Raw genomic sequence first — 21,813 nt, 5'->3', positions numbered from 1 at the left:
CGGCTGCAAACCTGCGGAAGCAAGCCCCAGAGCGCTGCCTCCGCCGTTTTACTGCAATGACCATGCTATCAGCAGAAGCTCTCAAGGAAATCGATCGCGCGATCGCGAAGTATCCGGCCGACCAGAAGCAGTCGGCCGTGATGGCGGCGCTTGCCGTGGCACAGGGCGAAGTGGGCTGGGTTTCCCCCGAAGTCATGCAGTTCGTCGCCAGCTACCTCGACATGCCGCCCGTGTGGGTGGAAGAGGTGGCGACCTTCTACAACATGTACGACACCAAGCCGGTGGGCAAGTACAAGCTCGCCGTCTGCACCAACCTGCCGTGCGCCCTGTCGGGCGGCGAGCGGGCCGGCGAGTACCTCAAGCGCAAGCTCGGCATCGACTACAACGAGACCACTGCCGACGGCTGCTTCACCCTCAAAGAGGGCGAGTGCATGGGCGCTTGCGGCGATGCACCGGTAATGATCGTCAACAATACCCGCATGTGCAGCTTCATGAGCGACGACAAGCTCGACGCGCTGGTCGAAGAGCTGAAGGCCGACGCTGCCGCCAAGGGGGCAAAGTAACATGACCTCTCTGCACGATCGCCATATCCAGCCGCTGATCCTGGCCGGCCTGGACGGCAAGAACTGGCACCTGGAAGACTACGTCAAGCGCGGCGGCTACCAGCAGCTCAAGCGCATCCTGACCGAGAAGGTCCCGCCCGAGCAGGTGATCGCCGACGTCAAGGCCTCGGGCCTGCGCGGTCGCGGCGGCGCTGGCTTCCCGACCGGCCTGAAGTGGAGCTTCATGCCGCGTACGTTCCCGGGCCAGAAGTACCTCGTCTGCAATACCGATGAAGGCGAGCCCGGTACGTTCAAGGACCGCGACATCATCCGCTACAACCCGCACGCGCTGATCGAAGGCATGGCCATCGGCGCGTACGCGATGGGAATCACCGTGGGCTACAACTACATCCACGGCGAAATCTGGAACGAATACAAGATCTTCGAGGAAGCCCTCGAAGAGGCACGCGCCGCCGGCTTCCTCGGCGACAACATCCTGGGTTCGGGCTTTAGCTTCCAGCTGCACGCCCACCATGGCTATGGCGCGTACATCTGCGGCGAGGAAACCGCGCTGCTCGAATCGCTGGAAGGCAAGAAGGGCCAGCCGCGCTTCAAGCCGCCGTTCCCGGCCAGCTTCGGCCTGTACGGCAAGCCGACCACCATCAACAACACCGAGACGTTTGCCGCGGTGCCGTTCCTGCTGGCCGTCGGCCCGGAGAACTACCTGAAGATGGGCAAGCCGAACAACGGCGGCACCAAGATCTTCTCGATCTCCGGCGATGTCGAGCGTCCGGGCAACTACGAGATTCCGCTGGGCACCCCGTTCGCCAAGCTGCTGGAACTGGCCGGTGGCATGCGCGGCGGCAAGCGCATCAAGGCCGTGATCCCCGGTGGTTCGTCCGCACCGGTGGTGCCGGGGGAGATGATGATGGCGTCCGACATGGACTACGACTCGATCGCCAAGGCCGGCTCGATGCTGGGCTCGGGCGCCGTGATCGTGATGGACGAGACGCGCTGCATGGTGCGCTCGCTGCTGCGCCTGTCGTACTTTTATTTTGAAGAATCGTGCGGCCAGTGCACGCCGTGCCGCGAAGGCACCGGCTGGCTGTATCGCATGGTCAATCGCATTGAACACGGAGAAGGGCGCCAGGAAGACCTGGACTTGCTCAATAACGTCGCGGAAAACATCATGGGCCGCACCATCTGCGCGCTCGGCGATGCCGCGGCGATGCCGGTCCGCGGCATGCTCAAGCACTACTGGAAAGAGTTCGAATATCACGTCGAACACAAGCAGTGCATGGTTCCGGCCTACATCTAAGCGTGGCAGAACATGGTTGAACTCGAGATCGACGGCAAGAAGGTAGAGGTTGCAGAAGGCAGCCTGGTGATGGAAGCCGCCCGCAAGCTGGGCACCTACATCCCGCACTTCTGCTACCACCGCAAACTGTCCATCGCGGCGAACTGCCGCATGTGCCTGGTTGAGGTTGAAAAGGCGCCCAAGGCGCTGCCCGCCTGCGCCACGCCCGTGACGCCTGGCATGAAGGTCTTCACCAATTCGGAGAAGGCCGTCAAGGCGCAGAAGTCCGTGATGGAATTCCTGCTGATCAACCACCCGCTCGACTGCCCGATCTGCGATCAGGGCGGCGAATGCCAGCTGCAGGATCTGGCCGTGGGCTACGGTGCATCGGAGTCGCGCTACAAGGAAGAGAAGCGCGTGGTGTTCCACAAGAACGTGGGCCCGCTGATCTCCATGGAGGAGATGACCCGCTGCATCCACTGCACCCGCTGCGTGCGCTTCGGCCAGGAAGTGGCCGGCGTGATGGAGCTGGGCATGCTGAACCGCGGCGAGCACTCGGAAATCACGACCTTCGTCGGCCAGACCGTGGATTCGGAACTGTCCGGCAACATGATCGACCTGTGTCCGGTCGGCGCGCTGACCAGCAAGCCGTTCCGCTACTCGGCCCGTACCTGGGAACTGGCTCGCCGCAAGTCGGTGTCGCCGCACGACGGCCTCGGTGCCAATGTCGTGGTCCAGAGCAAGAACCAGCGCGTCATGCGCGTGCTGCCGCTCGAGAACGAGGACATCAACGAGTGCTGGATCTCGGACAAGGACCGCTTCTCGTATGAAGGCCTGAACAGCGCCGACCGACTGACCCGTCCGCTGCTGAAGCAGGGCGGCGAGTGGATCGAGACCGACTGGCAGACCGCGCTCGAATATGTGGCCAATGGCCTGGCGAGCATCAAGCGCGACCATGGCGCAGACCAGATCGCTGCGCTGGCGAGCCCGCACAGCACGCTCGAAGAGCTGTTCCTGCTGGGCAAGCTGATGCGCGGCCTGGGCAGCGACAACGTCGACTTCCGCCTGCGCCAGTCCGACTTCTCGGCAGCGCTGAAGGGCGCGCCGTGGCTCGGCATGCCGGTGGCTGACGTGTCCACGCTGCAACGCGTGCTGGTGATCGGCTCGTCGCTGCGCAAGGACCACCCGCTGCTGGCATCGCGCCTGCGCCAGGCTGGCAAGAAGGGCGCACGCGTTGCCGTGCTGGGCGCCGGCGGCGAAGACCTGCTGATGCCGCTGGCCGCGCGTATCGACGTGGCGCCGTCGGGCTGGACCGCAGCGCTGGCCGGTGTCGCTCGCGCCGTGGCAACTGCAAAGGGTGTGGCCGCACCGGCTGGTACCGAAGGCTTTGATGGTGGCGATGTTGCCCGCAAGGCCGCGGAGGCCCTGCTGTCGGGCGAGCGCCGTGCCGTGTTCCTCGGCAACGAGGCCGTGCGTCATCCGCAATTCGCCGCGCTGCATGCGCTGGCACAGTGGATCGCCACGGAAACGGGCGCCACGCTCGGCTTCCTGACCGAGGCTGCCAACACCGTCGGCGGTTACATCGCCGGCGCGCTGCCGAAGCAGGGCGGTGCCAACGCACAGGCGATGCTCGAATCGCCGCGCAAGGCCTACGTGCTGCTCAACACCGAGCCGGAGTTCGACGTTGCCGACCCGCAGAAGGCCCTGGCCGCGCTGGCCCAGGCTGGCACTGTGGTGGTGCTGTCGCCGTTCCGTTCGGAAGCGGCCATGCAGTATGCCGACGTGATCCTGCCGGTCACGCCGTTCACGGAAACCGCGGGCACCTTCGTCAACTGCGAAGGGCTGCCGCAAAGCTTCAACGGTGTCGTGCGTGCGCTTGGCGAATCGCGTCCGGGCTGGAAGGTCCTGCGCGTGCTGGGCAACCTGCTGGACGTCGCCGGTTTCGACTACGACAGTGCGGAAGCCGTCCGCGCCGAAGTGCTGGCCGGCCCGGTTGCACCGCAACTGAGCAATGCCACCGATGCGCCGATCCGCGTGACCGCGGCCGCTGCCAATGGCATCGAGCGCATTGCCGATGTGCCGATCTACCACGCCGACCCGATCGTGCGCCGCGCCGAATCGCTGCAGCTGACCGCCGCGGCCCGCCGCGCGCAGCAGGTGGCGCTGTCGGCCGACCTGTTCGCCGGCCTGGGCATCCAGTCGGGTGATCCGGTCCGCGTGACGCAGGGCGAAGGCAGCGTGGTGTTGCCGGGCGTGCTGGAAAACACGCTGCCGGCCAACACCGTGCGCGTCCCGGCCGCAACCCCGGCTGCGATGAGCCTCGGTGCGATGTTCGGTACGGTCAAGGTCGAGAAGGCCGTGGACCTGTCCGCCGGCCAGAAGGCTGCGGCAACGGCCGGGGCGGCCTGAGCCATACAAGAATAGCGAGAAAGCAACATGATCGACTGGATTACCTCGCAAGGCCAAGCCATCTTCGGTGGCGCCTGGACGCCGCTGTGGATCCTCATCCGTGCCGTGCTCATTGTGGTGCCGCTGCTGTTGTGCGTGGCCTACCTGATTCTGTGGGAGCGCAAGCTGATCGGCTGGATGCACGTGCGTCTGGGCCCGAACCGCGTGGGCCCATTGGGCCTGCTGCAGCCGATTGCCGACGTGCTGAAGTTGCTGCTCAAGGAAGTCATGACGCCGACGCACGTCAGCAAGGGCATGTACCTGGTTGCCCCGCTGATGGTGCTGATGCCGGCCGTGGCGGTCTGGGCCGTGATCCCGTTCCAGGCCGAAGTGGTGATGGCCAACGTCAACGCCGGCCTGCTGTACGTGATGGCGATCAGCTCGGTGGGCGTGTATGGCGTAATCCTGGCCGGCTGGGCCTCGAACTCCAAGTACGCGTTCCTGGGCGGCATGCGCGCCGCCGCGCAGATGGTGTCGTATGAAATCGCCATGGGCTTCGCCCTGGTGACCGTGCTGATGGTGTCGGGCAGCCTGAACCTGTCGGCCATCGTCAACAGCCAGAACGCGGGCTATTTCGCCGACATGGGCCTCAATGTCCTGTCGTGGAACTGGATTCCGCTGCTGCCGATGTTCGGGGTGTACTTCATCTCCGGCGTGGCCGAAACCAACCGCCACCCGTTCGACGTAGTGGAAGGCGAATCGGAAATCGTGGCTGGCCACATGATCGAATACTCGGGGATGGCGTTCGCGCTGTTCTTCCTGGCCGAGTACATCAACATGATCATCATCTCGACGATGACCGCGCTGATGTTCCTGGGCGGCTGGGCGCCTCCGTTCTCGAGCTTCTTGACCAACGCGATCCCCGGCTTCTTCTGGCTGCTGATCAAGGTATTCCTGCTGCTGTCGGTCTTCATCTGGATCCGTGCCTCGTTCCCGCGCTACCGCTATGACCAGATCATGCGCCTGGGCTGGAAGGTGTTCATCCCGCTGACCGTGGTGTGGCTGATCATCGTGGCGATCTGGATCAAGTCGCCGTGGAACATCTGGCACTGAATGGCCAAACGAGCGCGCGCCGGCTGCAACCGTGCAGCGCGCGCCTCGGGAAACACTAGGAAGCAATCGTCATGCTGCTCGCCATCAAGGACTTCTTCAACAGCCTGCTCCTGAAGGAACTCTTCAAGGGTATGGCCCTGACCGGCCGCTATCTCTTCGCGCGCAAGGTCACCGTCCAGTTCCCGGAAGAGAAAACGCCGATCTCGCCGCGTTTCCGCGGCCTGCACGCGCTGCGCCGCTACCCGAACGGCGAAGAGCGCTGCATCGCCTGCAAGCTGTGCGAGGCCGTGTGCCCGGCGCTGGCCATCACGATCGAGTCGGACGTGCGTGCCGATGGCACCCGCCGCACCACGCGCTACGACATCGACCTGACCAAGTGCATTTTCTGCGGCTTCTGCGAAGAGGCCTGCCCGGTCGACGCCGTCGTCGAGACGCCGATCCTGGAATACCACGGCGAGAAGCGCGGTGACCTGTACTTCACCAAGGACATGCTGCTGGCAGTGGGCGACCGCTACGAGCCGCAGATCGCCGCGGCGAAGGCCGCGGACGCGAAGTACCGCTGATATATCCGTTGGCGCCGGCGCAGCCAGCCGGTGCTGCAAGTGAATTTGAATCGGGCTCCGCAAGGGGCCAATGGAAGGATGCCGCAGGCGCGGACCACCCGACAGGGAAGGGCTGTGCCAAAGGCCAAGAGAGGATCCGACAAGGACCATGGAACTCACGACCACCATCTTCTACGTCTTTGCGCTGGTGCTGGTGCTCTCCGCACTGAAAGTCATCACCGCGAAGAATCCGGTGCACTCCGCACTGTTCCTCGTACTGTCGTTCTTCACGGCTGCGGCGATCTGGTTGCTGCTCAAGGCGGAATTCCTCGCCATCCTGCTGGTGCTGGTGTACGTCGGCGCCGTGATGGTGCTGTTCCTGTTCGTGGTGATGATGATCGATATCGACATCGAGCACCTGCGCCGCGACTTCTGGACCTACGTGCCGCTTGCTTCGGTGGTCGGCGCGCTGATCATCGCCGAGATGGCCATCGTGCTGGTGCGCAACTTCATCGGCACGACCGCGCCGGTGGTGGCCGCCGGTTCGCAGGACCCCGGTTACTCGAACACCGCTGCGCTCGGCAAGCTGATCTACAACGACTATATCTACGCCTTCGAGGTCGCCGGCATCATCCTGCTGGTGGCGATCATCGCGGCCACCGCGCTGACCCTGCGTCGCCGCAAGGACGTCAAGGGCCAGGATATCCCGTCGCAGTTGCGTACCCGTCGCGATGACCGCGTGCGCCTGGTGTCGATGGCGGCGGAAAGCCCGGCCGCCCAGGCCGACGCCGCGGCTACTGCCAACAAGAACTAAAGCCACGGAGAAACGCTGTGCTCTCTCTCGCCCATTTCCTCGTGCTCGGTGCGATCCTGTTCGCGATCAGCATCGTCGGTATTTTCCTGAACCGCAAGAACGTGATCGTGCTGCTGATGGCGATCGAACTCATGCTGCTTGCGGTCAACATCAACTTCGTCGCATTCTCGCACTACATGGGCGACCTGGCCGGACAGGTTTTCGTTTTCTTCATCCTCACGGTGGCCGCAGCCGAGTCGGCTATCGGTCTGGCAATCCTGGTCGTGCTGTTCCGTAACCTGGACACGATCAACGTGGACGACATGGATACCCTGAAGTACTGATCCGTGACGCACTACGCAATGAACCAAGACCGCTCACCGCTCGCACACCTATAAGCGTCCTATGGCAACCACGCTAAACCCCAACCTGCTGCTCGCGATTGCGCTGGCGCCGCTAGTCGGCTCAGCCATCGCCGGCCTGTTCGGCACCAAGTTCTTCGACCTGTTTTCCTCGGAGTCGCGCGGCGGCCGGATTGTGGCGCATTCCGCCACGATCCTGGGCGTAGCCATTTCCTTCGTGCTGTCGGTGATGGTGCTGCTCGATGTGATGAACGGCGCCAGCTACAACGGCACCGTGTACGAGTGGATGGCCATCGGCGACCTGAAGATGGAGGTCGGCTTCCTGGTCGACTCGCTGACGGCGATGATGATGGTGGTGGTGACCTTCGTGTCGCTGATGGTGCATATCTACACCGTCGGCTACATGGACGGAGACCCCGGCTACAACCGCTTCTTCTCCTACATCTCGCTCTTCACCTTCTCGATGCTGATGCTGGTGATGAGCAACAACTTCCTGCAGCTGTTCTTCGGCTGGGAAGCGGTGGGCCTGGTGTCGTACCTGCTGATCGGTTTCTGGTACACGCGACCGACCGCGATCTTCGCCAACCTGAAGGCGTTCCTGGTGAACCGCGTCGGTGACTTCGGCTTCATCCTGGGCATCGGCCTGCTGCTGGCCTACAGCGGCAGCATGAACTACACGGACGTGTTCGCCGCCCGCGAAAAGCTGGCGACCGTGATCTTCCCGGGCACCGACTGGATGATGCTGACGGTGGCCTGCATCTGCCTGTTCATCGGCGCCATGGGCAAGTCGGCCCAGTTCCCGCTGCACGTCTGGCTGCCTGACTCGATGGAAGGCCCGACCCCGATTTCCGCGCTGATCCACGCCGCAACCATGGTGACGGCAGGTATCTTTATGGTGGCGCGCATGTCGCCGCTGTTCGAGCTCTCGGACACCGCACTGTCCTTCGTGCTGGTGATCGGCGCCATCACGGCGCTGTTCATGGGCTTCCTGGGCATCATCCAGAACGACATCAAGCGCGTGGTCGCGTACTCGACGCTGTCGCAGCTCGGCTACATGACCGTCGCGCTGGGCGCTTCGGCCTACTCGGTGGCGGTGTTCCACCTGATGACCCACGCGTTCTTCAAGGCGCTGCTGTTCCTCGGCGCGGGTTCGGTCATCATCGGCATGCACCACGACCAGGACATCCGCAACATGGGCGGCCTGCGCAAGTACATGCCGATTACCTGGATCACCTCGCTGGTGGGCTCGCTCGCGCTGATCGGCACGCCGTTCTTCGCGGGTTTCTACTCGAAGGACTCGATCATCGAGGCCGTGGCCGAGTCGCACATTGCTGGTTCGAGCTTTGCTTACTATGCGGTCCTGGCCGGTGTGTTCGTGACCGCGTTCTACTCGTTCCGCATGTACTTCCTGGTCTTCCATGGCAAGGAGCGCTGGGGCCAGAACCATGCCCACCATGGCCACGAAGGCGACCATGAGGACGAGGAAGTCTCGCACGACCACCACCATGGCCTGGCCGCCGGCGAGAAGCCGCACGAGTCGCCGTGGGTCGTGACGCTGCCGCTGGTGCTGCTGGCCATCCCGTCGGTCATCATCGGTGCGATCGCCATCGAGCCGATGCTGTTCGGCGAGTTCTTCAAGCACGGCGTGGCGTTCAAGGACGTGATCTTCGTCGGCGAGAACCACCACGCCATGAAGGAACTCGAGGAAGCCTTCCACGGCTGGGTGCCGATGGCGATCCATTCGGTGACCACCCCGGTCCTGTGGCTGGCCATCGCCGGCGTGGTGCTGTCGTGGTTCTTCTACATGAAGCGCCCGGACATCCCCGAGGCGATCAAGAACCGCTTCTCGGGCCTGTACAAGCTGCTCGACAACAAGTACTACATGGACGCCATCAACCAGGCCGTGTTCGCGCGCGGTGCCCGCGTGCTGGGTACCGGCCTGTGGAAGGGTGGCGACCAGAGTTTCATCGACGGCCTGTTCGTCAATGGTTCGGCCCGCGTGGTGGCGTCGTTCGCCGCCGCCAGCCGCTACCTGCAATCGGGTTACATCTACCACTACGCATTCGCGATGATCGTCGGCATGCTGGTGCTGCTGACGCTTACCGTCACGGGCGTGATTGGCACCAAGTGATAGGCACCGAGTAAGGAAAACATAGAAATGGTTCTGTCTTTCGCAATCTGGCTGCCTATCTTCTTCGGCTTGCTGGTACTGGGCTCCGGCTCGGACCGCAGCGCCGGCTACGTGAGGTGGATGTCGCTGTTCGGCTCGATCGCCAGCTTCATCGTCACGCTGCCGCTGGTGTTCCACTTCGACAAGTCCACCGCTGCGATGCAGTTCGTGGAGAAATCGAACTGGATCGAGCGCTTCAACATCCAGTACCACCTGGGCGTTGACGGCATCTCGATGTGGTTCGTCGTGCTGACGGCCTTCATCACCGTGATCGTCGTGATCTCGGCCTGGGAAGTGATCACCGAGCGCGTGGCCGAGTACATGGCCTCGTTCCTGATCCTGTCGGGCCTGATGGTCGGCGTCTTCTGCGCGCTCGACGGCCTGCTGTTCTACGTGTTCTTCGAAGCCACCCTGATCCCGATGTACATCATCATCGGCGTGTGGGGCGGCCCGAACCGTGTGTACGCGGCCTTCAAGTTCTTCCTCTACACGCTGCTGGGCTCGCTGCTGACGCTGGTCGCGCTGCTGTACCTGTACAACAAGACCGGTAGCTTCGAGATCCTGCAGTGGCACCAGGCCAAGCTGTCGATGAATGAGCAGATCGCGCTGTTCATCGCCTTCTTCATGGCTTTTGCGGTCAAGGTGCCGATGTGGCCGGTGCACACCTGGCTGCCGGACGCCCACGTGGAAGCGCCGACCGGCGGCTCCGTGGTGCTGGCCGCGATCATGCTGAAGCTCGGTGCCTACGGCTTCCTGCGGTTCTCGTTGCCGATCGCGCCCGACGCAAGCCATTCTATGGCCGGTTTCGTCATCACGATCTCGCTGATCGCCGTGATCTACATCGGCCTGGTCGCGCTGGTGCAGGCCGACATGAAGAAGCTGGTGGCGTATTCGTCGATCGCGCACATGGGTTTCGTGACGCTCGGTTTCTTCATCTTCAATGAAATCGGCATCGAAGGCGGCATCGTGCAGATGATCTCGCACGGCTTCATCTCGGGCGCCATGTTCCTTTGCATCGGCGTGCTGTATGACCGCGTGCACTCGCGCCAGATCGCCGACTACGGCGGCGTGGTGAACACCATGCCGAAGTTCGCCGCGCTGTCGGTGTTCTTCGCGATGGCCAACTGCGGCCTGCCGGCGACCTCCGGTTTCGTTGGCGAGTTCATGGTGATCCTGGGCTCGGTCAAGTATGACTTCTGGATCGGCGTGCTCGCCGCCACCGCGCTGATCTTCGGCGCCGCCTACTCGCTGTGGATGGTCAAGCGCGTGATTTTCGGCGACGTCGTGCACCAGCATGTCCGCGAACTGGCGGACCTGAACAAGCGCGAGTTCGTGATGCTGGGCCTGCTCGCCATCATGACGCTGTACATGGGCCTGCACCCGAAGCCCTTCACCGACGTGATGCACGCTTCGGTGGTCAACCTGCTGTCCCACGTGGCGCAGTCGAAGCTGTAAGCGGGGAGAGATAACACTATGCAACCGTCCTCGACTCTAGCCCCTGTGGCGCCGATTATTTTCCTGGCGATCGCGATCGCCGCGGTCAACTGGATCGACCTTGCCCGCGGCAAGGGCAAGCAAAGCGTCGCCTATCCGCTGTCGCTGCTGTTCACGCTGGTGCTGACCGTCTGGTTCGGCATCAATGCCGCGGCCGGCGAGACGCACTACGCGTTCGCCAACCTGGTGGTGATCGACCCGATGGCCAATGTGCTGTCGGCGTTCTGCTCGGCCGGCCTGTTCATCACGCTGGTCTACACGCGCCGCTACCTGGCCGACCGCTCCATGTACGCGGGCGAGTTCTACCAGCTCGCGCTGTTCACGCTGGGCGGCCAGATCGTCATGATCACCGGCAACAACTTCCTGACCCTGTACCTGGGCCTGGAACTGCTGTCGCTGTCGTCCTACGCGCTGGTGGCGCTGCGCCGCGAGTCGCGCGTGACGTCGGAATCGGCCATGAAGTACTTCGTGCTGGGCGCGCTGGCTTCGGGCTTCCTGCTGTACGGCATCTCGATGATGTATGGTGCGACCGGTTCGCTGAACCTGGGCGAAGTGTTCCGCGTGGTGGAGTCTGGCCGCGTCAACACCACCATGCTGGCCTTCGGCGTGGTCTTCATCGTCGCCGGCCTGTCGTTCAAGATCGGTGCCGCGCCGTTCCACATGTGGATTCCGGATATCTACGAGGGTTCGCCGACCGCGGTGACGCTGCTGATCGCCGGTGGCCCGAAGGTGGCGGCATTCGCGCTGATCGTGCGCGTGCTGGTGGAAGGCCTGCTGCCGCTGGCCGCAGACTGGCAGAGCATGCTGGTGGTGCTGGCCATCGTGTCGCTGGCGATCGGCAACCTGACCGCCATTGTCCAGACCAACCTGAAGCGGATGCTGGCTTATTCGACCATTTCGCACATGGGCTTCGTCCTGCTGGGCATGCTGTCCGGCGTGGTGGCCAACAAGGCGGATGGCGCGGCGAATGCTTACGGCGCGTCGATGTTCTACTCGGTGACGTACCTGCTGACCACGCTGGGTACCTTCGGCCTGATCCTGCTGCGCACCACCAAGGGTTTCGAGGCTGAAACGCTGGAAGACCTGAAGGGCATGTCGCGCCGCAACCCGTGGTTTGCGTTCCTGATGCTGGTGATGATGTTCTCGCTGGCCGGCATCCCGCCGACCGTGGGCTTCTACGCCAAGCTGTCGGTGCTCGAAGCCGTGGTGAAGTCGGGCATGACCTGGCTGGCCGTGGTGGCGGTGCTGTTCTCGCTGATCGGTGCCTTCTACTACCTGCGTGTGGTCAAGCTGATGTACTTCGACGCACCGGTCGGCGAAGAGCCGCTGGAGGCCACCACTGGCCTGCGTTCGGTGCTGAGCCTGAACGGCGCGGCAGTGATCGTGCTGGGCATCTTCCCGGCTGCGCTGATGAACCTGTGCTATCAGGCCATCCGCGCAACGCTGGCCTCGTAACCGTACGAGGCGGCAAGACATGAGTTCCCCGACGGGCGGCTGGTTTGTCATCTTGTTGGCACTGGTTTGTGCCAACCTGCCGTTCGTCAACCAGCGCCTGTTTGCAGTGATTCCACTGCGCTGGAGCCGCAAGCCGCTGTGGCTGCGGCTGCTGGAACTGATCTGCTGGTATGTGGCAGCCGGCCTGGCCGGCTTTGCGGTGGAGGCGAGCCTTGGCAATGCCTTTCCGCAAGGCTGGCAGTTCTATGCCATCACGGCGTGCATGATGCTGGTGTTCGCCTTTCCAGGCTTTACCTGGCAGTACCTCGTCAAACACCGCACGGCCTGAAGCCGGTCATGAAGCCGCCGGGCGTGCGAATCACCCGGAGCGCTTATGACGGAAAAGACCCAGGACAACCTCGCCCCGCCGTCAGGCGATGAAGGGCTCAAGGAAGTCTGCGTTGCTTCGGCAACCGTCCATCGCGGAAAATTCCTCACGCTGAAGCAAGACATCGTCCGCCTGCCTGATGGCAAGCAGACTGGCCGCGAGTACATCGTTCATCCGGGCGCGGTCATGATGATTCCGCTGTTCGACGACGGCACCGTGCTGATGGAGCGGCAGTTCCGCTACCCGATCGGTGAAGTCATGCTCGAATTCCCAGCCGGCAAGCTCGATCCGCAAGAAGGCGCGCTGCGCTGCGGCGAGCGCGAGCTGGAAGAGGAAACTGGCTACAGCGCGGCGCGCTGGGATTACCTGACCCGCATTCACCCCGTCATTTCGTACTCGACCGAGTTCATCGACGTGTTCCTCGCACGCGACCTGACCGCAGGGCAGGCGAAGCTCGATGACGGCGAATTCCTCGAAACCTTCATCGTCCCGGCCGGCCAGGTGCTGGACTGGGTGCGCCAGGGCCGCATTACCGACGTGAAGACCATCATCGGCGCATTCTGGCTGGAGAAGGTAATCTCGGGGGTGTGGCAGCCCGGCGAACAGCCGGTGCCGCGCTGAAGCCGCCACGGCGGCCCGCAGTGCAGAACGGTATGCTTTTCGCGCCATCTGGTGCGGGAAATCCCTTCCGAAAAAAATTAGCACGACCGTTCACAAAATTGGGTTTCACGGATACTATTGCTTTTGACGGGCTGGAAAGATCATGAAGGTGCTCGACCTGCGTTGCGCGCAAGACCATCGTTTCGAGGGCTGGTTCGCCTCGGAGGACGATGCGCAGACGCAACTCGCAAGTGACCTCGTCCAGTGCCCGGTCTGCGGTGACCACGCCGTGAGCCGGCTGCCAAGCGCGCCGCGCCTGAACCTCTCGGGCGCGACGCAGGTGCAGCGCGGCCAGGCAGAGGCAGGCCAGGCGGCGCAAGTGCCGGCTGCCCTGGAAGTCTTGCAGGCGGCCTATCTGAAGGCCGTGCGGCAGGTGATGGCACAGACCGAGGACGTGGGCGACCGCTTTGCCGAGGAGGCAAGGCGCATGCATTACGACGAGGCACCGGAGCGCGGTATCCGCGGTTCGGCTTCCCCGGAGGAGGTGCAGGCGCTGGCGGAAGAGGGCATCGAAACAATCCCGCTCGTGGTGCCGGATGCTTTGAAGCAGACGGCTCACTGAATTGCGTCCTGTGCCCGTGGTTTGCGGCGCAAGACGCGCAGGCAGAACTACTTGCCGGCGCCGTGCCGGCATCACAGGAGACGGGCATGGATCTCAATTACTCGGCGTCCGACAACGCCTTCCGCGAGGAAGTGCGTAGCTGGCTGGAAGCCAATCTGCCGGCGGATATCCGCAGCAAGGTGCTCAACCATCGCCGGCCCAGCCGCGACGACCTGGTGCGCTGGCACAAGATCCTGGCGGGCAAGGGCTGGTCGACGCCGCACTGGCCCGTGCAATATGGCGGTACCGGCTGGAACGCCACGCAGCGCCATATCTGGGACGAGGAAAACGCCCGCGCCGGCGCGCCCGGCGTGCTGCCGTTCGGCGTGGCCATGGTCGCGCCCGTGATCATGAAGTACGGCAACGAGCAGCAGAAGTCTTACTACCTGCCGCGTATCCTGGACTGCACCGACTGGTGGTGCCAGGGCTATTCCGAGCCGGGTTCGGGTTCGGACCTGGCCTCGCTCAAGACCCGCGCCGAGCTGACCCCGGACGGCAAGCACTACATCGTCAACGGCCAGAAGACCTGGACCACGCTCGGCCAGCACGCCGACATGATCTTCTGCCTGGTCCGCACCGATCCGGAAGCGAAGAAGCAGGAAGGCATCTCGTTCCTGCTGATCGACATGAAGACGCCGGGCATCACCGTGCGTCCGATCATCATGCTCGACGAAGACCATGAAGTGAACGAAGTCTTCTTCGACAACGTCAAGGTGCCGGTGGAAAACCGCGTTGGCGAGGAGAACAAGGGCTGGACCTACGCCAAGTACCTGCTCGGCCACGAGCGCACCGGCATTGCCCGTGTCGGCAATTCCAAGCGCGAGCTGGGCTTCCTCAAGCGCGTGGCGCGCCAGCAGCAGAAGAACGGCAAGCCGCTGCTGGAAGATCCGGTCTTCGGCGCCAAGGTTGCCGCGCTGGAAATCGAACTGATGGCGCTGGAGATCACCGTGCTGCGCGTGGTGTCGAGCGAAGCCGCGGGCAAGGGCCCCGGCCCGGAAGCTTCGATGCTGAAGATCAAGGGCACCGAGATCCAGCAGCTGCTGACCGAGCTGATGGTCGAAGCCGTCGGCCCCTATGCCCAGCCTTTCGACCCGGCCTACCTGGAGTGCGAGCACGCGCACGCGGTGACCGGCTACGACGACGCCGCCCCGCTGGCCGCCTACTACTTCAACTATCGCAAGACCTCCATCTACGGCGGGTCCAACGAAATCCAGCGCAACATCATCAGCCAGATGATCCTGGGGCTGTGAGGAGACACGGAACATGAACTTCAATCTCAGCGACGAACAGAAGCAGCTGGCTGACGCCGTACGCCGTTTCATCGACAAGGACTACGACTTCGAGTCGCGCAAGAAGCGCTACGAGAGCGGGGCCGGCTATGGCGAGTCCGCCTGGGGCTCGCTGGTCGAGCTCGGCCTGACCGCGCTGCCGGTGGCCGAAGAGCAGGGCGGCTTCGCGGGCAAGGCGCTGGACATGATGGTGGTGCAGCAGGAGCTCGCCCGCGGCCTGGTCGTCGAGCCGTACCTGGCGACCGTCGTGGGCGCGTATGCCCTGAGCCTGGCCGGTGGCCAGGAGGCGCTGCTGGAGCAAGTGGCCGGCGGCGAACTCAAGCTCGCCGTGGCCTTCAACGAGCCGCAGGCGCGCTACGAGCTGAACAACGTGCGCGTGACCGCGCGCGACGGCAAGCTTAACGGCCGCAAGGCTGTAGTGATCCATGGCGGCCAGGCCGACAAGCTGATCGTCTCGGCGCGCACCAGCGGCGCGGACGCCGACCGCGACGGCATCTCGCTGTTCCTGGTCGATGCCAAGGGCGCCGGCGTCAGTGTCAAGGACTACCGCACCATCGACAACCTGCGCGCCGCCGATATCACGTTCCAGGACGCGCCGGCTCAATTGCTCGGCGAGGCCGGCAAGGCCTTCGACCAGGTCGAGCAGGTCGCCGATTACGCGGCGGTGCTGCTGTGCGCCGAGGCCGTGGGCGTGATGGATACGCTCAACGCCGCCACGCTGGAATATGCCAAGACGCGCCAGCAGTTTGGCCAGCCGATTGCTCGCTTCCAGGCGCTGCAGCACCGCATGGTCGAGATGTTCATCCAGGCCGAGCAGTCGCGCTCGATCACGCTGCTGGCCGCGGCCCGCTTTGAAGAGGCGACACCGGAAGAGCGTCGCCGCTACGTCTCGGCTGCCAAGGCCCGCGTCGGCCAGGCCGCGCGCTACGTCGGCCAGGAGGCGGTACAGATCCACGGCGGCATGGGCGTGACCAACGAATTGCCGGCCGCGCACATGTTCAAGCGCCTGACGCTCATCAACACCACGTTCGGTGACGTCGACCATCACCTGGCCCGTTTTGCCGGCCAGGCAAGCTTCCAGCAAGCTGCCTGATCCAGGCGATGCCAATCGAAGCCGCGCCGTAGTCCAGGCGCGGCTTTTTTCTTTGCGCGCAGTTAGGGGCGGGTTCGGCAAATACGGACGCACGCCATTACCCGCCATGCGATTATCGCGATGACAAGTCAAAAGTCAGCGACAACGGAGACCCCACCAATGCTGTATTTCGAGGACTTTGCAGTCGGCAGCCGCCGCGAGCTCGGCTCCTACCTCGTCACCGAGGAAGAGATCCTCGGCTTTGCCCGCCAGTATGACCCGCAGCCCTTCCATATCGACAAGGAGGCCGCCGCCAAGAGCATCTATGGCGGACTGATCTCCAGCGGCTGGATGACCTGCTCGATCATGATGCGCCTGCTGGTGCTGAGCACCGTCGGCAAGTCGGCGAGCATGGGTTCGCCGGGCGTCGACGAGATCCGTTGGCTGAAGCCGGTCTATGCCGGCGACACGCTGTCCGTGGTGTTCATCGTGCTCGATTCCCGGCCGTCGCAATCCAAGCCGGACCGCGGCGTGGTCCTTACCCAATGGGAAGCCACCAACCAGCGCGGCGAACTGGTCTGCACGGTCAAGGGCATGGGCATGTACGGCCGCCGCCCCGCCTGAGCCCCCTAACCTAAACAACGAGGAGATAACCGACATGCGTACCATCGCATCGCTCGAAGAACTGGAAAGCCTGCAAGGGCAGGAAGTCGCGGTCAGCGACTGGATGGAGATCACCCAGGAGCAGGTGAACCTGTTTGCCGAAGCGACCGGCGATCACCAGTGGATCCACGTCGACGTGGAGCGCGCAAAGAAGGAGTCGCCGTACGGCGGCCCGATCGCGCACGGCTTCCTGACGCTGTCGCTGGTACCGAAGTTCATGCACAACGCGCTGCACATGCCGTCCAAGATCGGCGTGAACTACGGCCTGAACCGCGTGCGCTTCACCGCGCCGGTGCCGGTGGGCAGCAAGCTGCGCGCGCGCATCAAGCTGCAGAAGGTCGAGCGGCTCGACCCGCTGCCGAAGTCGCCCGAGCTCGTAGGCGCCCAGTCGACCTGGGAAGTGACGATTGAGCGCGAGGGCAGCGACCGTCCGGTGTGCGTGGCCGAGTCCATCAGTCGCCGATACGGATGAGCCGTTGTTGTTTTGTTGATACAGGAAGAAAAAAGCCGTCGACAGGCGGCTTTTTTCAATTTTTGACGATAATGCGGACACTGCAACACATTTTAAGTAAATCAAACATCTCTTTTGAGAATTGTCCGTTTTTCTGAACACTGTGTTCTGTGCTGTTGGGTTTACCCGTAATGCTGCATTGCGGTACAGTCGCGCCCACGATGTTTTACGTGTTGCACATTCCGGCCGGAAACCGCGCTTGCCCACAAGGCAGGCTTGTCGGGAAGTGCAAAAACTTCGTGGTTCAACGCTACCCGGCTGCAGTCCTGAGCCGGGACCGTTCGCGGTTTCGGCCATCAGGTGCCGCAGTGCTACCGCCTCAGGCGGGCCGCTCGCGCAGTCGTCAGCTGTCCTTCCGTGTTCATGGCGTTGTCAGGCCGCATGGTCATCCGGCGTTAGATCCGCCAGACCTCAACGCCAGCTAAGGACACGTCCTTCCGGTTTTCCCTCAGCCCAACGCCTCTTGCTTCCGGCATCAGGCGGTGAAGCCACGCTTTGCCCAAGCGCGGCCTAACCAAACCAGTCGTGACATGAAGAAACCCATACTGCCGCGGTGGACGCGGTCCCTGCCAAGCCTCGGCCTGCTCTTGCTGCTCGCCGGCTGCAACATGACGCTGCTCGACCCGAAGGGGCAGGTAGGCGTCGACATCAAAGGCATCATCCTGATCGCCACCTGGCTCATGCTGCTGGTGGTGTTGCCGGTGATCGTCCTGACGCTGGTGTTCGCCTGGAAGTACCGCGCCAGCAATACCTCGGCACGCTATGAACCCGACTGGTCGCACTCGACCGCGATCGAAGTCGTGGTGTGGCTGATTCCCTGCCTGATCATCATCGCGCTGGGCATCATCACGTGGAAGTCCTCGCACGACCTGGATCCGTACAAGCCGCTGGAATCCAAGCAGAAGCCGATCACCGTCGAGGCGGTGGCGATGAACTGGAAGTGGCTGTTCATCTATCCGGAACTGAAGATCGCGACGGTCAACCAGATCGCGTTCCCGGTGGGCACGCCGGTGAACTTCAAGATCACGTCCGATTCGATCATGAATTCGTTCTTCATCCCGCAACTGGGCAGCCAGGTTTACGCCATGGCCGGGATGGAGACCAAGCTGCACCTGATTGCCAACGAGGCCGGCACGTATGACGGCATGTCCGCCAACTACAGCGGCGGCGGCTTCTCGGGCATGAAGTTCAAGGCGACGGCCATGTCGAACTTCGAGTTCGACGCGTGGGTCGCCAAGGTGCGCGCATCCGAACGCCAGCTCGCCAGCGCGGACTACAAGGTCCTGGCCAAGCCGAGCGAAGCGGAACCGGTGGCCTACTACGGCAAGGTCGAAGACGGCCTGTTCACCGGCATCCTGCACCAGTACATGGGCAACGACGGCCACGCCATGGCCCGCGAAGGCTTTGATGGCGGCCCGATCTGCACGTCGCGTAACACGCTCGGCGAAGAGCGGGTGTCCATGGCCACGCCGGCCAAGCCGGCGCTGGGCGCGCAATCCTAGGAGCAATGATGTTTGGCAAATTGAGTTTGTCGGCGATTCCGTTTCATGAGCCGATCATCATGGTCGTACTGGCCGGCGTCGCCATCGGCGGCGCTGCGCTGCTAGGCGCGATCACGTATTTCAAGAAGTGGGGCTACCTCTGGAATGAGTGGTTCACTTCGGTCGATCACAAGAAGATCGGTGTGATGTACTGCCTGGTCGCGCTGGTCATGCTGCTGCGCGGCTTTTCCGACGCGGTCATGATGCGCGCGCAACTGGCGCTCGCCACGAACGGTGCCCACGGCGTCCTGCCGCCGGAACACTACGACCAGATCTTCACCGCCCACGGCGTGATCATGATCTTCTTCGTGGCCATGCCGCTGATGACGGGCCTGATGAACCTCGTGGTGCCGCTGCAGATCGGCGCGCGCGACGTGGCCTTCCCGTTCCTGAACACGCTGTCGTTCTGGCTGTTCGTGTCGGGCGCCATGCTGGTGAACATCTCGCTGGGCGTTGGCGAATTCGCCAAGACCGGCTGGCTCGCTTACCCGCCGCTGTCCGGCCTGGATTTCAGCCCGGGCGTAGGGGTGGACTACTACCTCTGGTCCTTGCAGATCTCGGGGTTGGGCACGCTGCTGACCGGCGTGAACTTCCTGGTGACCATCCTGAAGATGCGCGCCCCGGGCATGACCCTGATGCGCATGCCGGTGTTCACCTGGACGGTCCTGTGCACCAACGTGCTGATCGTGGCTGCCTTCCCGGTGCTGACCGTGTCGCTGGCACTGCTGGGCCTGGACCGCTACTTCGACATGCACTTCTTCACGAACGATGGCGGCGGCAATGCCATGATGTACGTGAACCTGATCTGGATCTGGGGCCACCCCGAGGTGTACATCCTGATCCTGCCGGCGTTCGGTATCTTCTCTGAAGTCATCGCCACGTTCTCGGGCAAGAAGCTGTTCGGCTACAAGGGCATGGTGTACGCGACCTCGGCCATCATGGTGCTGTCGTTCATCGTGTGGCTGCACCACTTCTTCACGATGGGCTCGGGCGCGAACGTCAACGCGTTCTTTGGCATCACGACCATGATCATCTCCATCCCGACCGGGGTGAAGATCTTCAACTGGCTGTTCACGATGTACCGCGGCCGCGTGCAGATGACCTCGCCGGTGCTGTGGACGCTGGGCTTCATGATCACCTTCGTGATCGGCGGCATGACCGGCGTGCTGATGGCCGTGCCGGCAGCCGACTTCGTGCTGCACAACAGCCTGTTCCTGATCGCCCATTTCCACAACGTGATCATCGGCGGCGTGCTGTTCGGCTACCTGGCCGGCATCACCTACTGGTGGCCGAAGGCGTTCGGCTTCAAGCTGAACGAGCGTCTGGGCAAGTGCGCGTTCTGGTGCTGGCTGGTGGGCTTCTACTTCGCCTTCATGCCGCTGTACGTGCTGGGCCTGATGGGCATGACCCGTCGCCTGAACCACACTGACAACCCGGCCTGGACGCCGTGGCTGTACCTGGCCGTGGTCGGCGTGGTGTTCGTCGCGCTGGGCATCTTCTTCCAGGTGCTGCAGATCGTCGTGTCGATCCGCGACCGCAAGAAGCTGGCCGATGTGACCGGCGACCCGTGGGGTGGCCGCACGCTGGAATGGGCCACTTCGTCGCCGCCGCCGTTCTACAACTTCGCGCACACCCCGGTGGTGCGTGACCTGGACGCGTTCGCCGACATGAAGGCCCGTGGCGAGAAGCTGCCGACCAGCGGCTACGAGCAGATCCACATGCCGAAGAACACCGGCGCGGGCTTCTGGATGGGCCTGTACAGCCTGGTGCTTGGCTTTGCCCTGGTCTGGCACATCTGGTGGCTTGCCGCCGTTGGCCTGATCGGCATGGTGGTGTCGTTCATCCGCCGCGCCAACGATGACCACATCGACTACTACGTGCCGGCCGCCGAGGTCGAGCAGATTGAAACGCGCCAACTGCAGCGCATTGCTTCGCAGGCCTGATGACCATGTCGACAGAAGTCCTTGATCGCTTCGGGGCGGCGCAAGCCCCGGCTCATGCGCGCTCGCACGACGAGACGCACGACCACGCGCACCATGACACCAGCGAGAACACCATCTTTGGTTTCTGGCTGTACCTGATGAGCGACTGCATCCTGTTCGCGTGCCTGTTCGCCGCGTTCGCCGTCCTGCGCGGCGAAGTGGCGGGCGGTCCGTCGGGCAAGGAGCTGTTCGAGCTCAACTACGTGCTCGTCGAGACCTTCATCCTGCTGTTCTCGTCGATCACGTACGGTTTCGCGATGATCTCGCTGCAGAACCGTTCGAAGGTACGGGTGCTGGTCTGGCTGGGCATTACCTTCCTGCTGGGCGCCGCGTTCATGTACATGGAAATCAATGAATTCCATCACCTGATCGCCGAAGGCGCCGGCCCGAGCCGCAGCGCGTTCCTGTCGTCGTTCTTCACGCTGGTGGGCACCCACGGCCTGCACGTCGCAAGCGGCATGGTGTGGATGCTGGTCCTGATGTGGCAAGTCAGCAAGAAGGGCCTGACCCCGACCATGTCCAAGCGCCTGAACTGCCTCAGCCTGTTCTGGCACTTCCTGGACGTCGTCTGGATCGGCGTCTTCACCGTGGTCTATCTGATGGGGGCAATGTAAATGGCACAGCAACACGCAGCGTCCGCGCACGCCGAGTCGCACGGCCACAGCAGCTTCAAGTCCTATGTGATCGGCTTCGTGCTGGCGGTGGTCCTGACCGTCATCCCGTTCAAGATCGTGATGGACGGCACCATGGACCGCGGCACGACCCTCCTGATCATCCTCGGCATGGCCGCAGTGCAGGTGGTCGTGCACCTGAAGTACTTCCTCCATATGGATGGCTCGAAGCAGCAGCGCTGGAACGTGATGTCGTTCCTGTTCACGCTGCTGATCCTGTTCATCGTGCTGGCCGGCTCGCTCTGGATCATGCACAACATGAACGCGAACATGATGCCGTGGATGATGAAGTAATCGTCT

At 63.2% G+C, this 21,813-nt stretch carries 21 protein-coding genes; all 21 read left to right on the top strand.

What is annotated here, in order from left to right:
• Nucleotides 1–62: 62 nt before the first annotated feature.
• The 21 genes from nuoE to cyoD all read left to right on the top strand — a co-directional run bounded on the left by nuoE (nucleotide 63) and on the right by cyoD (nucleotide 21,807).
• Nucleotides 63–563, top strand: coding sequence for an NADH-quinone oxidoreductase subunit NuoE (gene nuoE, locus CupriaWKF_RS11130; RefSeq protein ID WP_211947722.1), 501 nt, complete (start codon nucleotides 63–65; stop codon nucleotides 561–563).
• Nucleotide 564: 1 nt separating this feature from the next.
• The gene (gene nuoF / locus CupriaWKF_RS11125) at nucleotides 565–1,860 is read left to right on the top strand and encodes an NADH-quinone oxidoreductase subunit NuoF (protein WP_276097946.1); all 1,296 of its coding nucleotides are present in this window, start codon (nucleotides 565–567) and stop codon (nucleotides 1,858–1,860) included.
• 12 nt (nucleotides 1,861–1,872) lie between these two features.
• The gene (gene nuoG / locus CupriaWKF_RS11120) at nucleotides 1,873–4,248 is read left to right on the top strand and encodes an NADH-quinone oxidoreductase subunit NuoG (RefSeq protein ID WP_276097945.1); all 2,376 of its coding nucleotides are present in this window, start codon (nucleotides 1,873–1,875) and stop codon (nucleotides 4,246–4,248) included.
• A 27-nt stretch (nucleotides 4,249–4,275) separates the two neighbouring features.
• A complete protein-coding gene (gene nuoH / locus CupriaWKF_RS11115; RefSeq protein ID WP_276097944.1) occupies nucleotides 4,276–5,340 on the top strand; it encodes an NADH-quinone oxidoreductase subunit NuoH in 1,065 nt (354 codons plus the stop codon).
• A 71-nt stretch (nucleotides 5,341–5,411) separates the two neighbouring features.
• On the top strand, nucleotides 5,412–5,903 hold the full coding sequence (gene nuoI, locus CupriaWKF_RS11110; protein ID WP_011297152.1) for an NADH-quinone oxidoreductase subunit NuoI: 492 nt from the start codon (nucleotides 5,412–5,414) through the stop codon (nucleotides 5,901–5,903).
• Nucleotides 5,904–6,051: 148 nt separating this feature from the next.
• Entirely contained in the window at nucleotides 6,052–6,696 is a 645-nt protein-coding gene (locus CupriaWKF_RS11105; protein WP_276097943.1) for an NADH-quinone oxidoreductase subunit J, read from the top strand.
• A gap of 17 nt (nucleotides 6,697–6,713) precedes the next feature.
• Nucleotides 6,714–7,019 carry an NADH-quinone oxidoreductase subunit NuoK gene (gene nuoK, locus CupriaWKF_RS11100; protein ID WP_039010981.1) on the top strand — a complete coding sequence of 102 codons (306 nt, stop codon included), beginning with the start codon at nucleotides 6,714–6,716 and terminating at the stop codon, nucleotides 7,017–7,019.
• Nucleotides 7,020–7,080: 61 nt separating this feature from the next.
• Nucleotides 7,081–9,168, top strand: coding sequence for an NADH-quinone oxidoreductase subunit L (gene nuoL, locus CupriaWKF_RS11095; protein ID WP_276097942.1), 2,088 nt, complete (start codon nucleotides 7,081–7,083; stop codon nucleotides 9,166–9,168).
• A 27-nt stretch (nucleotides 9,169–9,195) separates the two neighbouring features.
• Entirely contained in the window at nucleotides 9,196–10,662 is a 1,467-nt protein-coding gene (locus CupriaWKF_RS11090) for an NADH-quinone oxidoreductase subunit M (RefSeq protein WP_276097941.1), read from the top strand.
• Nucleotides 10,663–10,680: 18 nt separating this feature from the next.
• Nucleotides 10,681–12,156, top strand: a complete 1,476-nt coding sequence (nuoN, locus tag CupriaWKF_RS11085) for an NADH-quinone oxidoreductase subunit NuoN (protein WP_276097940.1) — start codon at nucleotides 10,681–10,683, stop codon at nucleotides 12,154–12,156.
• Nucleotides 12,157–12,175: 19 nt separating this feature from the next.
• The gene (locus CupriaWKF_RS11080) at nucleotides 12,176–12,484 is read left to right on the top strand and encodes a DUF2818 family protein (RefSeq protein WP_276097939.1); all 309 of its coding nucleotides are present in this window, start codon (nucleotides 12,176–12,178) and stop codon (nucleotides 12,482–12,484) included.
• 45 nt (nucleotides 12,485–12,529) lie between these two features.
• A complete protein-coding gene (locus CupriaWKF_RS11075) occupies nucleotides 12,530–13,144 on the top strand; it encodes an NUDIX hydrolase (protein ID WP_276097938.1) in 615 nt (204 codons plus the stop codon).
• A gap of 142 nt (nucleotides 13,145–13,286) precedes the next feature.
• Complete coding sequence (locus CupriaWKF_RS11070; RefSeq protein ID WP_276097937.1) at nucleotides 13,287–13,745, top strand: DUF1178 family protein; 459 nt, start codon at nucleotides 13,287–13,289, stop codon at nucleotides 13,743–13,745.
• A gap of 86 nt (nucleotides 13,746–13,831) precedes the next feature.
• The gene (locus CupriaWKF_RS11065; protein ID WP_276097936.1) at nucleotides 13,832–15,034 is read left to right on the top strand and encodes an acyl-CoA dehydrogenase family protein; all 1,203 of its coding nucleotides are present in this window, start codon (nucleotides 13,832–13,834) and stop codon (nucleotides 15,032–15,034) included.
• Between the two features lie 13 nt (nucleotides 15,035–15,047).
• Entirely contained in the window at nucleotides 15,048–16,166 is a 1,119-nt protein-coding gene (locus CupriaWKF_RS11060; RefSeq protein ID WP_276097935.1) for an acyl-CoA dehydrogenase, read from the top strand.
• Nucleotides 16,167–16,325: 159 nt separating this feature from the next.
• Nucleotides 16,326–16,769 (top strand): MaoC family dehydratase, encoded by a 444-nt coding sequence (locus CupriaWKF_RS11055; RefSeq protein ID WP_276097934.1) that lies wholly within the window; start codon nucleotides 16,326–16,328, stop codon nucleotides 16,767–16,769.
• Nucleotides 16,770–16,803: 34 nt separating this feature from the next.
• Nucleotides 16,804–17,280: a MaoC family dehydratase gene (locus CupriaWKF_RS11050; RefSeq protein ID WP_140950133.1), complete on the top strand. Its 477-nt coding sequence runs from the start codon at nucleotides 16,804–16,806 to the stop codon at nucleotides 17,278–17,280.
• Between the two features lie 569 nt (nucleotides 17,281–17,849).
• Nucleotides 17,850–18,821 (top strand): ubiquinol oxidase subunit II, encoded by a 972-nt coding sequence (cyoA, locus tag CupriaWKF_RS11045; RefSeq protein WP_276097933.1) that lies wholly within the window; start codon nucleotides 17,850–17,852, stop codon nucleotides 18,819–18,821.
• Nucleotides 18,822–18,829: 8 nt separating this feature from the next.
• Nucleotides 18,830–20,803: a cytochrome o ubiquinol oxidase subunit I gene (gene cyoB, locus CupriaWKF_RS11040; RefSeq protein ID WP_276100767.1), complete on the top strand. Its 1,974-nt coding sequence runs from the start codon at nucleotides 18,830–18,832 to the stop codon at nucleotides 20,801–20,803.
• Between the two features lie 5 nt (nucleotides 20,804–20,808).
• Entirely contained in the window at nucleotides 20,809–21,456 is a 648-nt protein-coding gene (gene cyoC / locus CupriaWKF_RS11035; RefSeq protein WP_276100766.1) for a cytochrome o ubiquinol oxidase subunit III, read from the top strand.
• The gene (gene cyoD / locus CupriaWKF_RS11030) at nucleotides 21,457–21,807 is read left to right on the top strand and encodes a cytochrome o ubiquinol oxidase subunit IV (protein ID WP_276097932.1); all 351 of its coding nucleotides are present in this window, start codon (nucleotides 21,457–21,459) and stop codon (nucleotides 21,805–21,807) included. It begins immediately after the preceding gene.
• Nucleotides 21,808–21,813: the final 6 nt, after the last annotated feature.

It is taken from the genome of Cupriavidus sp. WKF15 (assembly GCF_029278605.1).
In the GTDB taxonomy this organism is placed as follows: Bacteria; Pseudomonadota; Gammaproteobacteria; order Burkholderiales; family Burkholderiaceae; genus Cupriavidus.
This window is presented reverse-complemented; position numbering and strand designations above follow the sequence as displayed.